Consider the following 16,792-nt stretch of genomic DNA (forward strand, 5'->3'; position numbering starts at 1 on the left):
CGCTGTTTATCCCTGTGATGAGCGGGCGTGCTTGTCACAGGGGTAAGAGTCTGATCATTCATATTCAATTTGAACGGTGCTCAATTGAATTTTTCGTAATCTTCCGCACCTAGTGATATTAACCATTTTTTGAAGAAATCAATTTGATCCTGCGGGTTGTTAGTTAGATTGTCTTCCTCATAGTCGAATAAATGAACTATGTTGTCGTTGGTCGCTTGTTGGCCCAAAGTCATTTCGTACGCGACAAGTCCAGCACTCATCTGTGAGGCCATTCTTGAAGGTTTAACGTTTATTTTTGCTCCCTTGCATAGAAAAGTTATCTGCGGGAAATCTGCTCGAATTTTTGCGAAACAAACATATAGGTCTTTTCCTTCATAAATCTTTCCAAAATTTTCAGCTTCTGAAAACGTCATGGTGAGTTTCGTTGGATCATATTTGACGGTGACTTGTTTGTGTTCGTTATTGATTATTGCTTTTATATTTTTTATTTTCATTTTATTTCCTGTTAGGGTTTGGTATGGAATATCCAACATATGTTCCATCAGCTTTTACTGGCGTGGCGCCTAGTATATCTTCCGTATAAATTCTGTGATGGATAGCAAACTCTTGCTCTCTAGGGTAAGGCGCCTGCTTTCCTAGTTCAGTATTTATATCATGGCCCTCAATGCTTTTAAGCGTGTATAAATAGCCTTTTTTTTCTCCATAGCTGGTCGCAAAGGTGATTCCGACTGCTCGAGATGGCGATGTACTTATGAAATTGCTTGGAGGGTCATCGCTGTCAATCGCGTGCAAGTATAAATCTTCGCTGCTGCCTTTGCTTTTGAAGCCATTTTTGAATACCTCATTTGGAGAAACTTTGTCTCCACGGAAAAGATATCCTTCATCATGGCTCGGTGATGGAGGGTTGGGTCCTGTTTTTTTACTTGGTACTAGTGCTAAAGGATCTTTAACGTCTACGGATGGGTTACATTCTTCCTTGCCGGGACATCTACTCAGTCCAAGCGGATCAACCCAACCTGTGGGATTGGGTACGTATTGGTAAGCGTTGATTCCGCCCGCCAGCTTCACCGGGTCAGGCGTCAGGTAACGACCAATATCCGGATTGTAGTAGCGGTGGCGGTTATAGTGCAGGCCACTTTCCGGGTCGAAGTATTGGCCTTGGAAACGTAGCGGGTTGTCGACTTTGCCTACGTCGAGGCGGCTGATTTCGCCGTAGGCGCGGTAGTGGGCGGACCAGACGATGTCGCCTTCAGGAGTGGTGAGTTCCTGCGGTGTGCCGAGATGGTCGAGTTGGTAGTGGTAGGGCTTGGTTTCTTGTGGGCCGAAGCCTTCCAGCATTGCCAGCGGGCGGAAGCTGGCGGGTTCATAGACGTAGCTGCGATGGCAATCCACGTGATGCTCAGCGACGATTTTATCGCCTTGCCAGAAGAACTCCGTGGTTTTCCCATCCACGGTTTTGCTGATACGCCGCCCAAACGGGTCATAGCGATAACTGGCCGTTTGGCCGTTGGGCTTGGTGATTCCAATCAGCCTGTGCTGGCAGTCATAGCGATACTCGGTAACGAGTGAATGACCCTTCCCACGCCGCTCGCGGATCAGGTTGCCGAAGGCGTCATAGTCGTAATGATGATCGCCCTGAATCATCAGGCGATTACCCGCGACGATGTCCGGCCCCGGCCGGTTTTGCATGAGCAAATTGCCCGCCGGGTTGTGGCCGAAACGCTCCTGTGCGTCTTGCGAATGATCGGCGCGGGTCAGGCGGTGGAGCGGGTCGTAGTGGTAAAGGTGTTCGCCTTTGCGGGTGTCGTGCAGGCGGCTGAGGTTGCCGGTTTTGTCGTAGTCGTAGTGCCGTTGGTAGAGGGGGTTTTGCTGCTGGGTGACGGCGTGGGCGTGCAGGCGATTTTGGTCGTCGTAGTGGTAGTGGCTGAGCAGTTGGCCTTGTTGGCGCTGGTGTTCGCGGCCGGCTTTGAACAGGTGCGAAGTGAGCAGCGCGCCGTTCAGCTCGACGGTGGCGAGGTGGCCGCCTTTGTCGTGGTTGAAGGTGAGGCGGTTGTTGTCCGGTAGACGTAAATGCTGAAGTTGGCCGCAGGCGTCGTAGCCATAGCGCAGGGTGCCCCAGCCCTGATGTTCGGCGGTGAGGCGGTTTTGTTTGTCGTATTCGTAGGCCAGGAACCAATGGCTGTCGTCGACGCTGAGGAGGTTGCCTTGGCGATCGTAGGTGTATTCGACCGTATTGCCATCGGGCAGGGTTTTTCTTACGAGGCGGCCGGCATGGTCGCGTTCGTATTGGGTAACGAGCTGACTGCTGTCGTCGCCGTATTCTGTTTTCTCCAGCAGGTTGCCGTTGAGGTCGTAGGCGTAGGCGGTGCGCTGGCCGTCGAAGCCGGTTTCCTGTTGGATCAGGCCGTTGGGGTGGTAGTCGAGCTGGTAGGTTTCGCCGACCTCGTTTTCGATGGCGGTTAGCAGTAAGCGAGCGTTGTCGTAGCGGTACTTGACCTGGGTGCCATCGGCGTTGATGCGGCGGCTGATCAGGTGCAGGCCGTCGGCGTATTCGTAGCGGGTGACGTGGCCGAGTTCGTCGCGCTCGGCGATGATTTTGCCGTAGGGGTTGTAGCTGAATTCCCGTGTGGCACCGTCCGGCAGTACCAAGCGAGTTAACCGACCCACACCGTCCCATTGATACTGGGTCAGCGCACCCTGTTCATCCTCACGGGCAATCTGCCGCCCCAGGTCGTCATAGCGATAACGCTTGATCCCACCATTCGGTAGCTGTTCTTCAACGAGTTGCCCGCGCTCATTCCACACCAAGCGATGGCAGCTGTTATCGGGATACCAGACCCCAGTCAGTTGCCCTTGCTTGTCGTAGCTGTAGTCGGTGGCGTGGCCATCCGGGTCAATCTGGCAAATGACGTCGCCCTGGTCATTACGCTCGTATTTCCAGATCGCCTCACCGCGACGCACCACGCGTACGAAGCCGTTGTCATGTTCGTAGGACGTCGGCTCGTCATCCCCCGGAAACACCGCCACCAGGCGTCCGGCGTCGTCGTACTGATACGCCGTCACCGCGCCGAGCGGGTCTTGCTCGACGGTCAGGCGGCCCTTGTCATCGTAGGATTTGAAGTGCCGGGCGCCGTCGGGGTCGATGCGCTGTACCAGTCGCGCTCGATCGTCATGAACATAAACCTCTTGGCTGCCATCGGCGTTGTGCACGGTGACGCGCCCGTCGTCACCCCAGGCATACCGCGTGTCCATCTGCGAAAAGCTGGCCCAGTGCCGGACACAGCGTGCGGCCTTGCCAGTGCGTTCCCATTCCCAAAAGAAACTCGCGCCACCGGCCAGTTGCCGCTCAAGAATGACGTGTTGCTCGTCGTACCGATAAACCTCTTGTTCACCGGCGGCGTTGGTCGCGGATACCAGCCGTCCACTGTCGTCATAGACGTAGGAAACGACGTTCTGCTCGGTCACCCAAACAAAGGGTTCATAGCCCTTGGCGCGATGAACCTGGTAGTCCACCGCCACAATGCGATCCAGCTCATAGCGCAAAAACAAAGAGCGGCCGACACCGTTATCCAGCCGCTCAATCCGCCCCAACCGATCCCGGAAAATGCGCAACCGGTTGTCATACACATCGCTGATCGCCGTCAGCGCACCGTCGCAAAAGTGGTAGAACCGCGAGCCCTGGGCCAGCACCAGTTCATCCGGCAACGACCCCAGGTAAATCGCCGCTTCCGCCAGGCTGTTGGTAATCGCTGGCCGAGCCACCGTCGGCAAGGGCAGGGTGGTCGAGCGGTTTTCATGATCGGTCCACACCACCGAATCGCCCGACACCACCAGCCGCTGGGCCAGCGCATGACTCCAGCCAAACCCCAACCCACAGTCCACTTCCACCGCACTGGTGCGATACAAGCGCGTCCACTCGAACGGCAAAATTCCATCCAGCGCGCCATCGGTGAGGGTCAGCAATTCCTCGCCGGTAACCATCGACACCGGGCAGCCATGGGTGACGGTCTTGTCCGAAGAGGCAGCAGCATCCCCGGCCGGATTTTTAGCGGAAGCAGGCACATCATCCACCGCCTCCTGCCGAACCAACGCGGTGCGCTGCGTCTTGCTGCGAACCGCCGGCACCGCGTTCGAAACCAATGTGTCGCCAGCCTTCAACGGCCCAACCGGCACCGCCTTGATCGGTATAGGGGCGCTACTCAGCAACACCGGCTTAAGCGCTTCGGCGTGCCCCTCCAAGCGAGCTTTCCCAAACTGCGCAGCTATCTGCTCCAGCCACCTGCGCACCCGGCGCGACTTGATACCCGCCAGCACGCTGGTGCTGATGCGCACCACAACACCCATGCCGGCTGTCGCCAGTCCCAGTAACAGCGTAATGACGACCTCGGCACCAATCTCCCCGAGCATTTCGTTCATGTACGGCGGCGGCAGCATGCGCATCCAGCTGACCAGCGCCGCCAGATAAACGAACAGCAAAGGCTCATCGCTGAGCACCAGCAAACCCTTGGCGAGGGTCTCGGCACTTAGCGCGAGTAACTTTTCCAGCTCGTCCTGGGAAAGGTAATGCAGCAGCTTTTCAGCGTTCGCCAGCGGGTCGGACAGCCACTGGAGTAACTGCTTGATGTTGTCCCAAACCGAATAAAGAACATTGCCAAAGCCCTGGGCATAAGCGCGGTGCAATGAGAGGTAGCGCTGTGCGAAATTCGCTTCGCAATAGCCCTTCCATAGCGGTTCGAAAGTAGTGGTCCACTCACCGCGCAGCCAACCTTCCAGTGGCGTGATGACCGACTGATAAGAGGCGTACAGCGCCTTGAAATGCTCCGACGAAACGTTGGGATAGAAACTGACCCGATACTGCTGGTTGCGATCACACTCGGTCACTTCGAGGATGCCGCTTGGGCCGATGGTCTTGTGGATGGGCTCGCCCAGCGGGCCACCGTCTGGATCGATGCGCTGCAACATTACCGGCGTATTGCCGATCGGCACGAACCGCGAACTCTGGAACCTATGCACCAGTGTCAACGTGCCGTTGGCCTTGCACGTGGCGACGGTGCTGCTAGGAAAGATCGAGCGGTTGATCGGCGCAACCAGCGCCACCGCATCCCCAGCCTTGAACACCTGCTCCACATCCAATGCCGAAAAGCTGAAAAAGCTCTGCGCCCAGTTGTCGTAGTGGTTGAGGCACCCGCGAAAATCGCTGAGCACGGACTCGACATCCCGCGTCTTCGCGTCCATCGCGGCCAGCACCAGAAAGCCAATGGCTTGGCTGGTTGCTTCGATCATAGGTGAGCCTTAACGATCAGGGCTCTCACTGGAAAATCCATCTGCAATCCCTCGCACTGTTTGATCAGGCGAGGGACTTTGCAGCGGTTTTCAGGGCAGGGGAGTAGAGCTTATCCGGCGGTTGCGTGGGAAGTTTCAGCCAGAGCCATACTCAGTTCGGCATAGCCACGAACCCCGGTTAGACTTGCGTGTCGATATCACCACTGCCCGGCCCGCCGTCAATCAAGGAAGCCTCATGTATTCAAACCGCCTGATCCTCTGCCTCGCGACCTTGCTGGTGCTGGCGGGTTGCTCCACTGCACGTGGTCCGCAACAACCCGAGCGCAGCGAGGCCGAGGTGAAGGCGCAGATCGTGCGCCTGCTACCGGCCACGCTCGCGGACCGCGCCGGTTGGGCCCAGGACATCTACACCGCGTTCGACGCCCAGAAGATCTACCCCAGCACCGAAAATATCTGCGCCGTGCTGGCGGTGACCGAGCAAGAGTCCACCTATCAGGTCGACCCGGCGGTGCCAGGCATGGGCAAGATCGCCCAGGATGAAATTCTGCGGCGGGCCGGGAAGGTGCATGTACCGGCGTTCGTCGTGCGCAGCGCCTTGCAGCTGCGCTCGCCCAGCGGCAAAACCTACGCCGAGCGTTTGAATGCGGCACGCACGGAGAAGGACCTGAGCGGTATCTTTGACGACTTCATCAGTGTGGTGCCTCTGGGCAATACGCTGTTTGGCGGCTTCAACCCGGTGCACACCGCCGGCCCGATGCAGGTCAGCATCGACTTTGCGCAGAAACAGGCGCGGGGTTATCCCTACACGGTGGACGGTACGATTCGCCGCGAAGTATTCACCCGCCGTGGTGGCATGTACTTCGGCATCGCGCATTTGCTGGGCTACCCGGTCAGCTATGACCAGCCGCTGTATCGTTTCGCCGATTTCAACGCCGGTTGGTACGCCAGCCGCAATGCTGCGTTCCAGGCCGCAGTCAGCCGTGTTTCAGGCACCGAATTGACGCTGGATGGGGATTTGATTCGCTATGGTTCGTTGCTGCCGGGTACCACCGAACTGGCGGTGCGTTCATTGGGGGCGAAACTGGACATGCGTAACCCCAGCATTCGCAGCCAACTGGAGCAGGGCGATCAGTTGGATTTTGAGGACACCACGCTCTACAAGCGTGTATTCGCACTGGCCGACACAGCCGCCGGCAAGCCGCTACCTCGGGCGGTCCTGCCGGGCATTGTGCTTAAAAGCCCGAAGATCACCCGCAACCTGACCACGGCCTGGTTTGCCAAACGCGTGGATGAGCGGTATCAGCGCTGTATGAAGCGTTGATCAGGCGTGGCGGCTGGCTCGAGTGGGCTTGCCCCAATGCCAGTCAGTTAAGGCTTTTTGTAGGAGCGAGCTTGCTCGCGAAAAACTCAGGATTCCCGCGCTTACTCAGAATGAACGCGTTGCCTGGACGATTTTCGCGAGCAAGCTCGCTCCTACAGTTTGCCCTCCAAATCGATGTCGAATTACGGCCAGCGTGGTTTACGGGGCGGCCAAGATCACGATCAAAAGCGAGATCAAGAGCGGGCCGCTGCAAAGTTGTGTAGATACCTATGGCCATCGCAGGCGAGCCAGCTTCTACAGTTTGATCAAGTTCTTTCGGATCGATAAAAGAAAAGGCCCGGTTTTCGTGGAACCGGGCCTTTTCCATGTTGCTCTTTGAATCAGCTGCGTTCGAGGGCCAGCGCCACGCCCTGGCCGCCACCGATGCACAGTGTTGCCAAACCTTTCTTGGCGTCGCGCTTGATCATTTCATGCAGCAGGGTCACCAACACGCGGCAGCCTGACGCACCAATCGGGTGGCCGATGGCGATAGCGCCACCGTTGACGTTGACCTTGTCAGCGTCCCATTCCAGCTCCTTGCCCACCGCCAGGGATTGCGCGGCGAAGGCTTCGTTGGCTTCGATCAGGTCCAGGTCGGCCAATTGCCAACCAGCCTTGTCCAGGCAGCGGCGGGTGGCCGACACTGGGCCGATGCCCATGATTGCCGGGTCGACCCCAGCGTTGGCATAGCTGGCGATACGCGCCAGCACTGGCAGGCCGAGGGCCTTGGCTTTGGCGGCGCTCATCAGCAGCACTGCGGCGGCGCCGTCGTTGAGGCTGGAGGCGTTGCCGGCGGTGACGCTGCCGTCTTTTTTGAAGGCGGGCTTGAGTTTGGCCAGGGACTCGGCGGTGGTGCCGGCACGCGGCTGTTCGTCCACCGCGAAGGCCACCGGGTCGCCCTTGCGCTGGGGAATCAGGATGGGCGTGATTTCATCGGCAAAGCGCCCGGCTTCGATGGCGGCGGCGGCTTTTTGCTGGGAGGCGGCGGCAAAGGCGTCCTGCGCCTCGCGGCTGATGCCGTACTTGTCCACCAAGTTCTCGGCGGTGATGCCCATATGGTAGTCGTTGAAGGCATCCCACAGGCCATCGGTGATCATGCTGTCGATCATCTTGGCGTGGCCCATGCGCAAACCGGTGCGCGCGGCGGGCAAGACGTACGGCGCGAGGCTCATGTTTTCCATGCCGCCGGCGATGATGACGTCGGCGTCGCCGCAACGGATCGCCTGTGCACCCAGGTGCAGGGCCTTGAGGCCCGAACCGCAGACCTTGTTCAGGGTCAGGCTCGGCACGGCGTGGGGCAGGCCGGCGAGAATAGAGGCCTGACGCGCCGGGTTCTGGCCGCTGCCGGCGGTGAGCACCTGGCCGAGGATCACTTCGTCCACTTCGGCCGGGTTCAGGCCGGTCTGTTCCAGCAGACGACGAATCACCGCAGCGCCCAGTTCAGGGGCCGGGATAGCCGCCAGCGAACCTTGAAAGCTGCCCACGGCGGTGCGGGTGGCAGCAACAATCACGACGTCTTGCATGGAATCTGTCCTCACTGGAAATGCATTTCTGGAACATGGTCCGGGACGATCAGTTTACCGGCGGTCTTGCTCACAATCTCTTCTACGCTGACGCCAGGTGCGCGTTCCTTGAGGACAAAAGCGCCATTTTCGATTTCCAGGTAAGCCAAGTCCGTGAGCACACGTTTGATGCAGTTGGCGCCGGTCAGCGGCAGGCTGCACTGGCTGAGCAACTTCGACTCACCGTCCTTGGACGCATGGGTCATGATAACGATGATGTTTTCCGCACCGGCCACCAGGTCCATCGCGCCGCCCATGCCCTTGACCAGCTTGCCGGGGATCATCCACGAGGCGATGTTGCCCTGTACGTCCACTTCGAACGCGCCGAGTACGGTGAGGTCCACGTGGCCGCCGCGAATCATCGCGAAGGACTCGGCGGAGGAGAAAATCGAGGCGCCGATGCGGGCGGTGACGGTTTGCTTGCCGGCGTTGATCATGTCGGCATCAATGGTTTCTTCGGTCGGAAACGGTCCCATGCCAAGCAGGCCGTTTTCCGATTGCAGCATCACTTCCATGCCTTCTGGAATGTAGTTGGCCACCAGGGTGGGAATGCCGATGCCGAGGTTGACGTAGAAACCGTCCTGCATTTCGCGGGCGACGCGTTGAGCCATTTGTTCGCGGGTAAGAGCCATTTTATGAGTCCTTATTGTTCGGGCCGGGGCGGATTATTTGCGGACGGTGCGCTGTTCGATGCGCTTTTCGAAGGTGCCGCAGATGATCCGGTCGACGTAGATGCCAGGGGTGTGGATCTGCGCAGGGTCCAGCTCGCCCGGTTCGACGATTTCCTCGACTTCGACCACGGTGATCTTGCCGGCGGTGGCGGCCAGCGGGTTGAAGTTCTGGGCGGTGTGGCGGTAGATGACGTTGCCGAAGTGGTCGGCTTTCCAGCCTTTGACGATGGCGAAATCACCGGTGATGGACTCTTCCATCAGGTAGGGACGGCCTTTGAATTCGCGGGTTTCCTTGCCTTCGGCGACAGGGGTACCGACGCCCGTGGCGGTGAAGAAGGCCGGAATGCCCGCACCGCCTGCACGCATTTTTTCCGCCAGGGTGCCCTGGGGGGTGAGCACCACTTCGATTTCACCGCTGAGCAGTTGCTTCTCGAACAGTGCGTTTTCACCGACGTAGGAGGCGATCACTTTGCTGATCTGCTTTTCTTCCAGCAGGATGCCCAGGCCGAAACCGTCGACGCCGCAGTTGTTGGAGACTACGGTGAGGTCGCGGGTGCCTTTGCGCTTGATCTCGGCGATGAGGTTTTCCGGGATGCCGCACAGGCCAAAACCACCGGACAGCACGGTCATGCCATCTTCCAGGCCTGCCAGCGCCTCTTCATAGGACGCCACGCGCTTATCGAAACCTGCCATATGCACCTCTTTTATTGTGAGTGGGCCAGCCAATGGGCCGAGTGTTGCGCTGACGGATTGATTTGTTAAGTTGTTTTTTTAGGTTGATTGATTTAGAAAACAGCATAGTCGGACAACCATGCGGAGCAGCATCATGACCGTTAAACAGATGCGTGCCTTTCTGGCCGTGGCTCAGAGCCTGAGTTTTGCCGCTGCCTGTGAGCGTCTGCACCTTTCCCAATCGGCGCTGAGCCTGACGATCAAGGGCCTTGAAGAAGGGCTGGGTGGGCGCCTGTTCAGCCGCAATACGCGCAATGTGGCCCTCACGCCCGAGGGCGAATCGCTGTTGCCGCTGGCGCGCCGGTTGATTGCCGATTGGGACAATGCCGAGGACGAACTGCGTCAACGCTTCACCCTGCAGCGCGGCCGCGTGACGGTGGCGGCGATGCCGTCATTTGCCGGCAACCTGTTGCCGCCGATCCTCAAGATATTCCGCGCCCGTTACCCGCAGGTGAACGTGACGGTGCACGACCTGATCAACGAGCAGGTATTGGAGATGGTGCGCGACCGCCAGGTGGAATTGGGCGTAGCGTTCGAACCTTCCGAAGGTTCGTCATTGGCATTCACGCCGCTGTACCTGGATCGGTTTATTGCAGTGGTGCCGGGAGAGTCGCCGTTGGCACACCTGGCTGAAATCGACTGGAAAAGCCTGTTGGAACAACCCTTCATTACCCTGCAGCGCCCATCGACCGTACGGGTAATGCTCGAAGAGCATCTGGGCGCCCTGCAGATGAAACTGCCGGTGGCGCTGGAAAGTCATCAATTGGCGACGGTGGGCAAGATGGTTGCCAGCGGCTTGGGGGTCAGTGCTGTGCCCGCGCTGTGTGCACGGCAGATGCAGGAGGCGGGTGCCCATTGCATCACCTTGACCGGCCCGGTGATAGAGCGGCCGATTGGCCTATTGACCAAGCCCGGGCATGAACTGTCGGCGGCGGCGCAGGTGTTGTTCGATATTTTTCGAGATGAAGCGGGGAAGGGACGTTACCCAACTTTCTGAAGTCTTAAAAAACAAAAGTGGGAGCGGGTAAGCCAGCTCCCACAATAGAGGGCGTACTACTTAGTAGTAACGGTCGATCACTTTAACTTGCGAGCTGTCTTTGAACGACGCCCAGGCATTGTTAAGTGTGTCGAATACCTGCTCGATAAAGTTGCGATCGGCTGCCGCTTTCTTGCCGACATAACCCTGGCCGCGACGGTACATCTTCAGGCGCGCCGCCAGTTCACGGTGATTGCGGTCGAACTCGGCTTCTTCGGTGTGGGGCGCCAGGCAGTCAAGTTGAACTTCGCCCGATTTGCCAATCCACAGGATATGGTCGTCGAGTGTGTCTTTCTGCGCTGCGAACATCTCAGCCAATTCATCGATAGTTGGTTGGTTGTTCAGATTCATGTGTAAGCCCCTTGACCAGTTGGCGATCTATCAGTTGGTTCGTTAATACTTGCTTAGTTGTCTCCGGTTACGAAAACCGGGCGTCAGTGACGGTCTGCCGAATACGGGCAGGGTCTTGAACCTGATGCATGTAGTCTTGCTGATGAACTGCTACGCAACGCTTTCATAACGAAGACAAGCAGCGATTGAGCTCCTTGTACCGGTCCCCTTCAGGGCCGGTCAGCTTCATCAATCTGCCTTGTGGGCAGTGCACATCCGGAAAAACAGCTCGGCGGTCAGACGAGCCTGTTCAAAACGCGTGTTACCAACACTCCCGATCCGGGAGACGTCTCGATAATGCAAGGACAAAAAGGTTACGTCAACGGTTATGTAGTGATTATTTTTGATCACTACATAAAATCCTGTGGGGCCGGGAGAATGCGCGAAAACGTGACTTGGGCGTCATTTTTTGTGCGGTGGGTCGCTGGGGTACGCGGGTTGTTCAGTACCTAAAACCTGTAGGAGCTGGCTTGCCTGCGATGGCGGAGTGTCAGTTGACGCATACTCCACTGGCACACCGCCATCGCAGGCAAGCCAGCTCCTACAGGTCTTCGGGGCGATTGCTATATGAGTTGTCCAACCAGCAGCGGCAACAAGCGTTCGCAGGACGCTTCGATCTTCACCTGCAGCAGCTCGTCCCCACGGGTCTTGCCCAAGTTGATGGCGATCACCGGCTTGCCTTGTTCCACCATGGCCTTGCACAGGCGAAACGCCGAATAGGCCATCAGGGACGACCCTACCACCAGCAAGCCCTCGGCGTGTTGTACGGCCGCCATCGCCCTGGCCGCAGTGGCCGGTGCTACGTTCTCACCGAAGAACACAACATCCGGCTTTAAACGCTGGCCATGGCAATGTGGGCAGTGGGGGACCTGGAAGTGTTCTTCGAAGGTGGGGTTGAGCAAGGTGTCGCCGTCCGGTGCCTGCACCGCGTGGACCTGCGCCAGGTAAGGATTGTCGATGTCCATTTGCCGCTGGATCACATCGCGCGGGCTGCGCAACTGGCAATCCAGGCACAGCACCCGGTGCAGGCTGCCGTGCAGTTCAATCACATCATGGCTACCGGCTTGATCATGCAGGGTGTCGACGTTTTGGGTGATCAACCCGCTGATACGCCCGCGCGACTGCAGCGTCGCCAACGCCAGGTGCGCCTTGTTCGGTTGTGCAGCGCGCACCCTTGGCCAGCCGAGCATGGCCCGCGCCCAGTAACGGCGGCGCGCCTGCGGGGTAGCGAGAAACTCCTGGTACATCATTGGCGCTTTGCCCCGGCGTACCCCTTCGCTGTCACGGTAGTCGGGGATACCTGACGAGGTGCTGATTCCGGCACCGGTCAGCACCAGGAAGCGTTTTTCGGCCATCGCCTGGTGCAGCGTGTCGAGGTGGTCTGCTTGATGATCCAGCGTGTCGAGCATGGTGTCTCCTATTCGCCTCGGATGTACTGCTCCAGCTGTTGGATCAAGGCGGCTTGTTCAGCAATGGCTTCCTTGACCAGGTCGCCAATGGACAGCAGACCGAGCAGCTTGCCGTTTTCCACGACCGGGAGGTGGCGCAGGTGGCTGTCGGTCATGATGTTCATGCACGCCTCGACCGTTTTATGGGTATCTACGGTGATCACCGGCGAACTCATCACATCATCCACTCGGGTAGTCACCGATGAAAGACCCTTGAGGATGAGTTTACGGGCGTAATCGCGCTCGCTGATGATCCCCACCACCGCGCCGTCCTTGACCACCGGCAAGGCCCCGACGTTCTTCTCGGACATCCGCACCAGTGCCTCGAACACGGTGTGGTCCCACTGGATGGTGTGGACGTCCTGGTTCTTCTGATCCTTGGCTTTGAGTAATTCTGCAACGGTTTTCATGGCGGCCACTCCGGTGTTGTTGTTAGGTAGTCAGCTATTGCCCCTACAGAATCCTAGACGGCCTACGTTGCAGCAAGGTCCAAAGCGGCGTTAAACCCGTCGAAAAGCGTCATTCGCCGGTTTTTTTTACTCTTTTACCCGACACTTGCCGGCTTTTTCGCCCGTTTGGGGCTGGCTGTCGTCTTGCGCGGCGCGCTCTTGCGCTTGTTTTTCCAAGGCGCTGCGCCTTTTTTCGCTGCGGGGCTGGCCGGGCCGGTGATGGTCATGCGCATGCCATTGCAGCGCGCCACCTGCTTGCTCATCCATGCCGCTTGTTTGGCGACAAACTCTTCCAGGCTCATGTCACCGCTTTGCACCATATCCAGCGCCTGCTCCCAGATAGCGGTGGTACCGGGATCGGCGATGGCCCGAGGCACGGCGTCAATCAGGCTGAACGCCGCCGGGGTGGCCGACAGCGCCTTGCCATTCTTCACCAGGTAACCGCGGTCCAGCAGGCCCTGGATAATCCCGGCGCGGGTGGCTTCGGTGCCTATGCCCGTGGTGTCCTTGAGCTTCTGCTTGAGCAACGGATCCTCCACCAGCTTGGCGACGTTTTTCATCGCCTTGATCAGGTCGCCTTCGGTAAAGGGCTTGGGCGGTTGGGTCCACAGGTCCTTGAGGTTGACCTTGGCCACGGCACAGTCCTGGCCCTGCACCAGCATCGGCAAGGCTTGCGGCGCAGGCGCTTCCCTACCCTTGGCGGGGGCGAGGGCTTCGGGCAGTGCGCGTTTCCAGCCCGGTTCGATGACGACTTTGCCCACCGCGCGCAGCGCCTGGCCGGCACAGTCGAAATCCGCCTGGGTCCGGTCGTATTCATGGTTTGGCAGAAATTGCGCCAGGTAGCGCGCGCGTATCAGTGTGTAGACCGCTCGATGCTTGCCGGTGAGTTGGGCGACGTCCTTGCCGGCCCCGGTGGGAATAATGCCGTGGTGGGCACTGACCTTGGCGTCGTTCCAGGCGCGTGAGCGACGAGCAGGGTCCATGTAGTCCATCAGCTCGCCCACGGCCGTATCCGCGCGGCCGAGTGCGGCGAGAATCTTCGGCGCTTCGCTGTGCTGGCTCAATGGCAGGTAGCCGCAATCGCTGCGCGGGTAGGTGATGACCTTATGGGTTTCGTAGAGGGATTGGGCAATATCCAGGGTTTCCTGGGCGCCGAGGCCGAGCTTTTTCGAGCAGATCTCCTGCAGGGTGCCGAGGTCGAAGGGCAGGGGTGCGACCTCCCGCATGCGCTCGGTGCGCAGCTTCACCAGGCGCGCGCTGGCCGCGTGGGCCATGGCCTCGGCGGCGTCCCGGGCCAGTTGTGGGTTGAGGCAACGGCCCTGGTCATCGCAGGCGTCCTCGGCGGCGCGCCATTGGGCAGTGAAGGTGATGCGTTCGTGCAGCAGTTCTACATCGATGGCCCAATAGGCCACGGGTACGAAATTGGCGATGCTGCGGTCACGGTCGACCACCAGGCGCAAGGTAGGGGTTTGCACGCGGCCCACCGGCAATACGCCCTGGTAGCCGGATTGGCGCCCGAGCAAGGTGAACAGGCGGCTCATGTTCATGCCGATCAGCCAGTCGGCGCGGGAGCGGCCGAGGGCCGAGTGATACAGGCTGAAGGTTTGCGCGCCGGGCTTGAGTGCGGCCAAGGCCTTGCGGATGGAGGCGTCGTCCAGCGCCGACAGCCACAAACGCTGGATCGGCCCTCGATAACGGCAATGCTCCACCAGTTCACGGGCGATCATCTCGCCCTCGCGGTCGGCGTCGGTTGCGATCACCAGTTCGCTGGCTTCCCCCAGCAGGCGCTTGACCGCCTTGAACTGGCTGGCGGTCTTGGGCTTGACCTGCATTTTCCATTTTTCCGGGACGATGGGCAGGTCGGCGAGCACCCAGCGTTTGTATTTGGCGTCGTACGCGTCCGGCGGAGCGGTTTCCAGCAGGTGACCGATGCACCAGGTGACTGTGACTCCGTTGCCCAGCCAGCATCCGTCGCCCCGGCGATTGGCGCCGAGCACGGCCGCGATGTCCTTGGCCTGGGAGGGTTTTTCACAGAGGTACAGCTGCATGGTCATCACATCAAATCGGGTTGATGCCTGGCAGGATGCTTAGTCAGAGAGATTTGAGCAACCATTATCTGTATGGATGTACAGCTTGAAGTTTCAAGCTGCAAGCTACAAGAAAGAGCCGATTGGCTTTTACTTGCCGCTTGCAGCTTGGCCCTTGAGGCTTATTCAGTTGTTATCGATATCCACATGCCGGGTTTCTTTGAGGCAGAACAAGCCGACCACCAGGCTGACGCCGGTCACCACCACCGGGTACCACAAGCCATAGAAAATATCGCCGGTGTACACCACCAAGGCAAACGACACGGTCGGCAGGAACCCCCCAAACCAGCCGTTACCGATGTGGTAGGGCAGCGACATCGAGGTGTAGCGGATACGGGTCGGGAACAGCTCCACCATCAGCGCCGCCAAGGGGCCGTAGCACATGGCGGCGATCAGGATCAGTGCGACGATCAGCACCACCACCATCACCTTGTTGACCTGGGCCATGTCCGCCGAGCTTGGGTAACCGGCCAGGGCCACCGCGCCGCGCAGTGCCGCTTCGTCAAAGCCATCGATACGCACGTCACCGACGCTGACCTGTACCGGCGCGCCGGCTGGGGCTGCGACGCTGCTGTACGGCAGGCCTTGTTTGACCAGGAAGGTCTTGACCTTGTCGCACGGGCTGTCAAAGCGCGCCTTGCCCACCGGGTCGAACTGGAAGGTGCAGGTGGCCGGATCGGCCTGCACGGTAATCGGTGCCTGCTGGCTGGCCTGGTCCATCGCCGGGTTGGTGTAGTGCGCCAGGCTCTTGAAAATCGGGAAATACAGGAAGGTCGCCAGCAGCAGGCCCAGCATCAGCACCGGCTTGCGCCCGACCTTGTCCGACAGCCAACCAAACAGAATGAAGAACGGCGCGCCGATCACCACGCTGATAATCAGCAGCATGTTGGCCAGGGCCGGGTCCATCTTCAGAAACTGGGTGAGGAAGAACAGCACGTAAAACTGCGCTGCATAAAAGGTCACCGCCTGCCCGCCGTTGATGCTGAACAGCGCGATCAATACGACCTTGAGGTTTTCCCATTTACCAAACGACTCGCGGATCGGCGCCTTGCTGGCCTTGCCTTCCTCTTTCATTTTCAGGAATGCCGGCGATTCGTGCAGGCTCATGCGAATCCAGGTGGAGATGCCCAGCAACACAATGGAAAACAGGAACGGAATACGCCAGCCCCACACCTCGAACTGGTCGCCGGTGAAGTAACGGCAGGCCAGCACCACCAGCAACGACAGCAACAGGCCGAGGGTGGCGGTGGATTGAATCCAGCTGGTGTGCAAGCCACGTTTGCCAGCGGGGGCATGCTCGGCAACATAGGTGGCGGCGCCGCCGTATTCACCGCCGAGGGCCAGACCTTGCAGCATGCGCAGCACGATCAGGATGATCGGCGCCGCGATGCCGATGCTGGCATAGGTCGGCAGCAGCCCGACACAAAAGGTGGCCACGCCCATCAGGATGATGGTGACAAGGAAGGTGTACTTGCGCCCGATCATGTCGCCCAGGCGGCCGAACACCAACGCGCCGAAGGGCCGTACCACGAAGCCTGCGGCGAACGCCATCAGCGCGAAGATAAACGCCGTGGTGTCGTTGACCCCGGCAAAGAACTGCTTGCTGATTACCGCCGCGAGGGCGCCGTAGAGGAAAAAGTCATACCACTCGAACACCGTCCCGAGGGACGAGGCGAAAATGACTTTCTTCGAGTCGTTGCTGGTGCTCGCATCCATCGCCGAGCCCAGGGGTTGAGCATGTTCTGACATCGGGTAGCCCTCACAGTGATTATTT

Annotated in this window: 13 protein-coding genes; 2 read left to right on the top strand and 11 right to left on the bottom strand. The window is 59.1% G+C overall.

What is annotated here, in order from left to right; all coding sequences use genetic code 11:
• Positions 1–80: 80 nt before the first annotated feature.
• Complete coding sequence (locus C4J94_RS09930; protein ID WP_124388949.1) at positions 81–494, bottom strand: hypothetical protein; 414 nt, start codon at positions 492–494, stop codon at positions 81–83.
• Position 495: 1 nt separating this feature from the next.
• Positions 496–5,283: an RHS repeat-associated core domain-containing protein gene (locus C4J94_RS09935; RefSeq protein WP_124385984.1), complete on the bottom strand. Its 4,788-nt coding sequence runs from the start codon at positions 5,281–5,283 to the stop codon at positions 496–498.
• A gap of 235 nt (positions 5,284–5,518) precedes the next feature.
• On the opposite strand from C4J94_RS09935, the gene C4J94_RS09940 reads away from it, so the two are divergent.
• Positions 5,519–6,604 carry a DUF1615 domain-containing protein gene (locus tag C4J94_RS09940; RefSeq protein WP_124385985.1) on the top strand — a complete coding sequence of 362 codons (1,086 nt, stop codon included), beginning with the start codon at positions 5,519–5,521 and terminating at the stop codon, positions 6,602–6,604.
• A 43-nt stretch (positions 6,605–6,647) separates the two neighbouring features.
• On the opposite strand, the gene C4J94_RS09945 is transcribed toward C4J94_RS09940, so the two are convergent.
• Genes C4J94_RS09945 through C4J94_RS09960 form a run of 4 tightly spaced genes read right to left on the bottom strand, consistent with a single transcriptional unit; the run spans position 6,648 to position 9,569 of the window.
• The gene (locus C4J94_RS09945; protein WP_124385986.1) at positions 6,648–6,971 is read right to left on the bottom strand and encodes a hypothetical protein; all 324 of its coding nucleotides are present in this window, start codon (positions 6,969–6,971) and stop codon (positions 6,648–6,650) included.
• 13 nt (positions 6,972–6,984) lie between these two features.
• On the bottom strand, positions 6,985–8,166 hold the full coding sequence (locus tag C4J94_RS09950; protein ID WP_124385987.1) for an acetyl-CoA C-acetyltransferase: 1,182 nt from the start codon (positions 8,164–8,166) through the stop codon (positions 6,985–6,987).
• Positions 8,167–8,177: 11 nt separating this feature from the next.
• Positions 8,178–8,837 (bottom strand): CoA transferase subunit B, encoded by a 660-nt coding sequence (locus C4J94_RS09955; RefSeq protein WP_003211625.1) that lies wholly within the window; start codon positions 8,835–8,837, stop codon positions 8,178–8,180.
• Positions 8,838–8,870: 33 nt separating this feature from the next.
• Complete coding sequence (locus tag C4J94_RS09960) at positions 8,871–9,569, bottom strand: CoA transferase subunit A (protein ID WP_124362130.1); 699 nt, start codon at positions 9,567–9,569, stop codon at positions 8,871–8,873.
• Positions 9,570–9,702: 133 nt separating this feature from the next.
• On the opposite strand from C4J94_RS09960, the gene C4J94_RS09965 reads away from it, so the two are divergent.
• Positions 9,703–10,605, top strand: coding sequence for a LysR family transcriptional regulator (locus C4J94_RS09965; protein ID WP_124385988.1), 903 nt, complete (start codon positions 9,703–9,705; stop codon positions 10,603–10,605).
• A 60-nt stretch (positions 10,606–10,665) separates the two neighbouring features.
• Here the strand turns inward: C4J94_RS09965 and C4J94_RS09970 are convergent, their stop codons facing one another.
• From C4J94_RS09970 to C4J94_RS09990, 5 genes are all read right to left on the bottom strand, one after another.
• The gene (locus C4J94_RS09970; RefSeq protein WP_057725643.1) at positions 10,666–10,995 is read right to left on the bottom strand and encodes a hypothetical protein; all 330 of its coding nucleotides are present in this window, start codon (positions 10,993–10,995) and stop codon (positions 10,666–10,668) included.
• A gap of 602 nt (positions 10,996–11,597) precedes the next feature.
• Positions 11,598–12,443, bottom strand: coding sequence for an NAD-dependent protein deacetylase (locus C4J94_RS09975; protein ID WP_124385989.1), 846 nt, complete (start codon positions 12,441–12,443; stop codon positions 11,598–11,600).
• A gap of 8 nt (positions 12,444–12,451) precedes the next feature.
• Complete coding sequence (locus C4J94_RS09980) at positions 12,452–12,892, bottom strand: CBS domain-containing protein (protein ID WP_124385990.1); 441 nt, start codon at positions 12,890–12,892, stop codon at positions 12,452–12,454.
• 134 nt (positions 12,893–13,026) lie between these two features.
• Entirely contained in the window at positions 13,027–14,979 is a 1,953-nt protein-coding gene (locus tag C4J94_RS09985; RefSeq protein WP_124385991.1) for a DNA topoisomerase III, read from the bottom strand.
• 165 nt (positions 14,980–15,144) lie between these two features.
• Entirely contained in the window at positions 15,145–16,767 is a 1,623-nt protein-coding gene (locus C4J94_RS09990; protein WP_124385992.1) for an MFS transporter, read from the bottom strand.
• Between the last annotated feature and the right edge of the window lie 25 nt (positions 16,768–16,792).

The organism is Pseudomonas sp. R5-89-07 (assembly GCF_003851685.1).
In the GTDB taxonomy this organism is placed as follows: domain Bacteria; phylum Pseudomonadota; class Gammaproteobacteria; order Pseudomonadales; family Pseudomonadaceae; genus Aquipseudomonas.

Coding starts and splice junctions, on each gene's coding strand:
- C4J94_RS09930 (WP_124388949.1), bottom strand. CDS start 494: ATGAAAATAAAAAATATAAAAGCAATAATCAATAACGAACACAAACAA.
- C4J94_RS09935 (WP_124385984.1), bottom strand. CDS start 5,283: ATGATCGAAGCAACCAGCCAAGCCATTGGCTTTCTGGTGCTGGCCGCG.
- C4J94_RS09940 (WP_124385985.1), top strand. CDS start 5,519: ATGTATTCAAACCGCCTGATCCTCTGCCTCGCGACCTTGCTGGTGCTG.
- C4J94_RS09945 (WP_124385986.1), bottom strand. CDS start 6,971: ATGGAAAAGGCCCGGTTCCACGAAAACCGGGCCTTTTCTTTTATCGAT.
- C4J94_RS09950 (WP_124385987.1), bottom strand. CDS start 8,166: ATGCAAGACGTCGTGATTGTTGCTGCCACCCGCACCGCCGTGGGCAGC.
- C4J94_RS09955 (WP_003211625.1), bottom strand. CDS start 8,837: ATGGCTCTTACCCGCGAACAAATGGCTCAACGCGTCGCCCGCGAAATG.
- C4J94_RS09960 (WP_124362130.1), bottom strand. CDS start 9,569: ATGGCAGGTTTCGATAAGCGCGTGGCGTCCTATGAAGAGGCGCTGGCA.
- C4J94_RS09965 (WP_124385988.1), top strand. CDS start 9,703: ATGACCGTTAAACAGATGCGTGCCTTTCTGGCCGTGGCTCAGAGCCTG.
- C4J94_RS09970 (WP_057725643.1), bottom strand. CDS start 10,995: ATGAATCTGAACAACCAACCAACTATCGATGAATTGGCTGAGATGTTC.
- C4J94_RS09975 (WP_124385989.1), bottom strand. CDS start 12,443: ATGCTCGACACGCTGGATCATCAAGCAGACCACCTCGACACGCTGCAC.
- C4J94_RS09980 (WP_124385990.1), bottom strand. CDS start 12,892: ATGAAAACCGTTGCAGAATTACTCAAAGCCAAGGATCAGAAGAACCAG.
- C4J94_RS09985 (WP_124385991.1), bottom strand. CDS start 14,979: ATGCAGCTGTACCTCTGTGAAAAACCCTCCCAGGCCAAGGACATCGCG.
- C4J94_RS09990 (WP_124385992.1), bottom strand. CDS start 16,767: ATGTCAGAACATGCTCAACCCCTGGGCTCGGCGATGGATGCGAGCACC.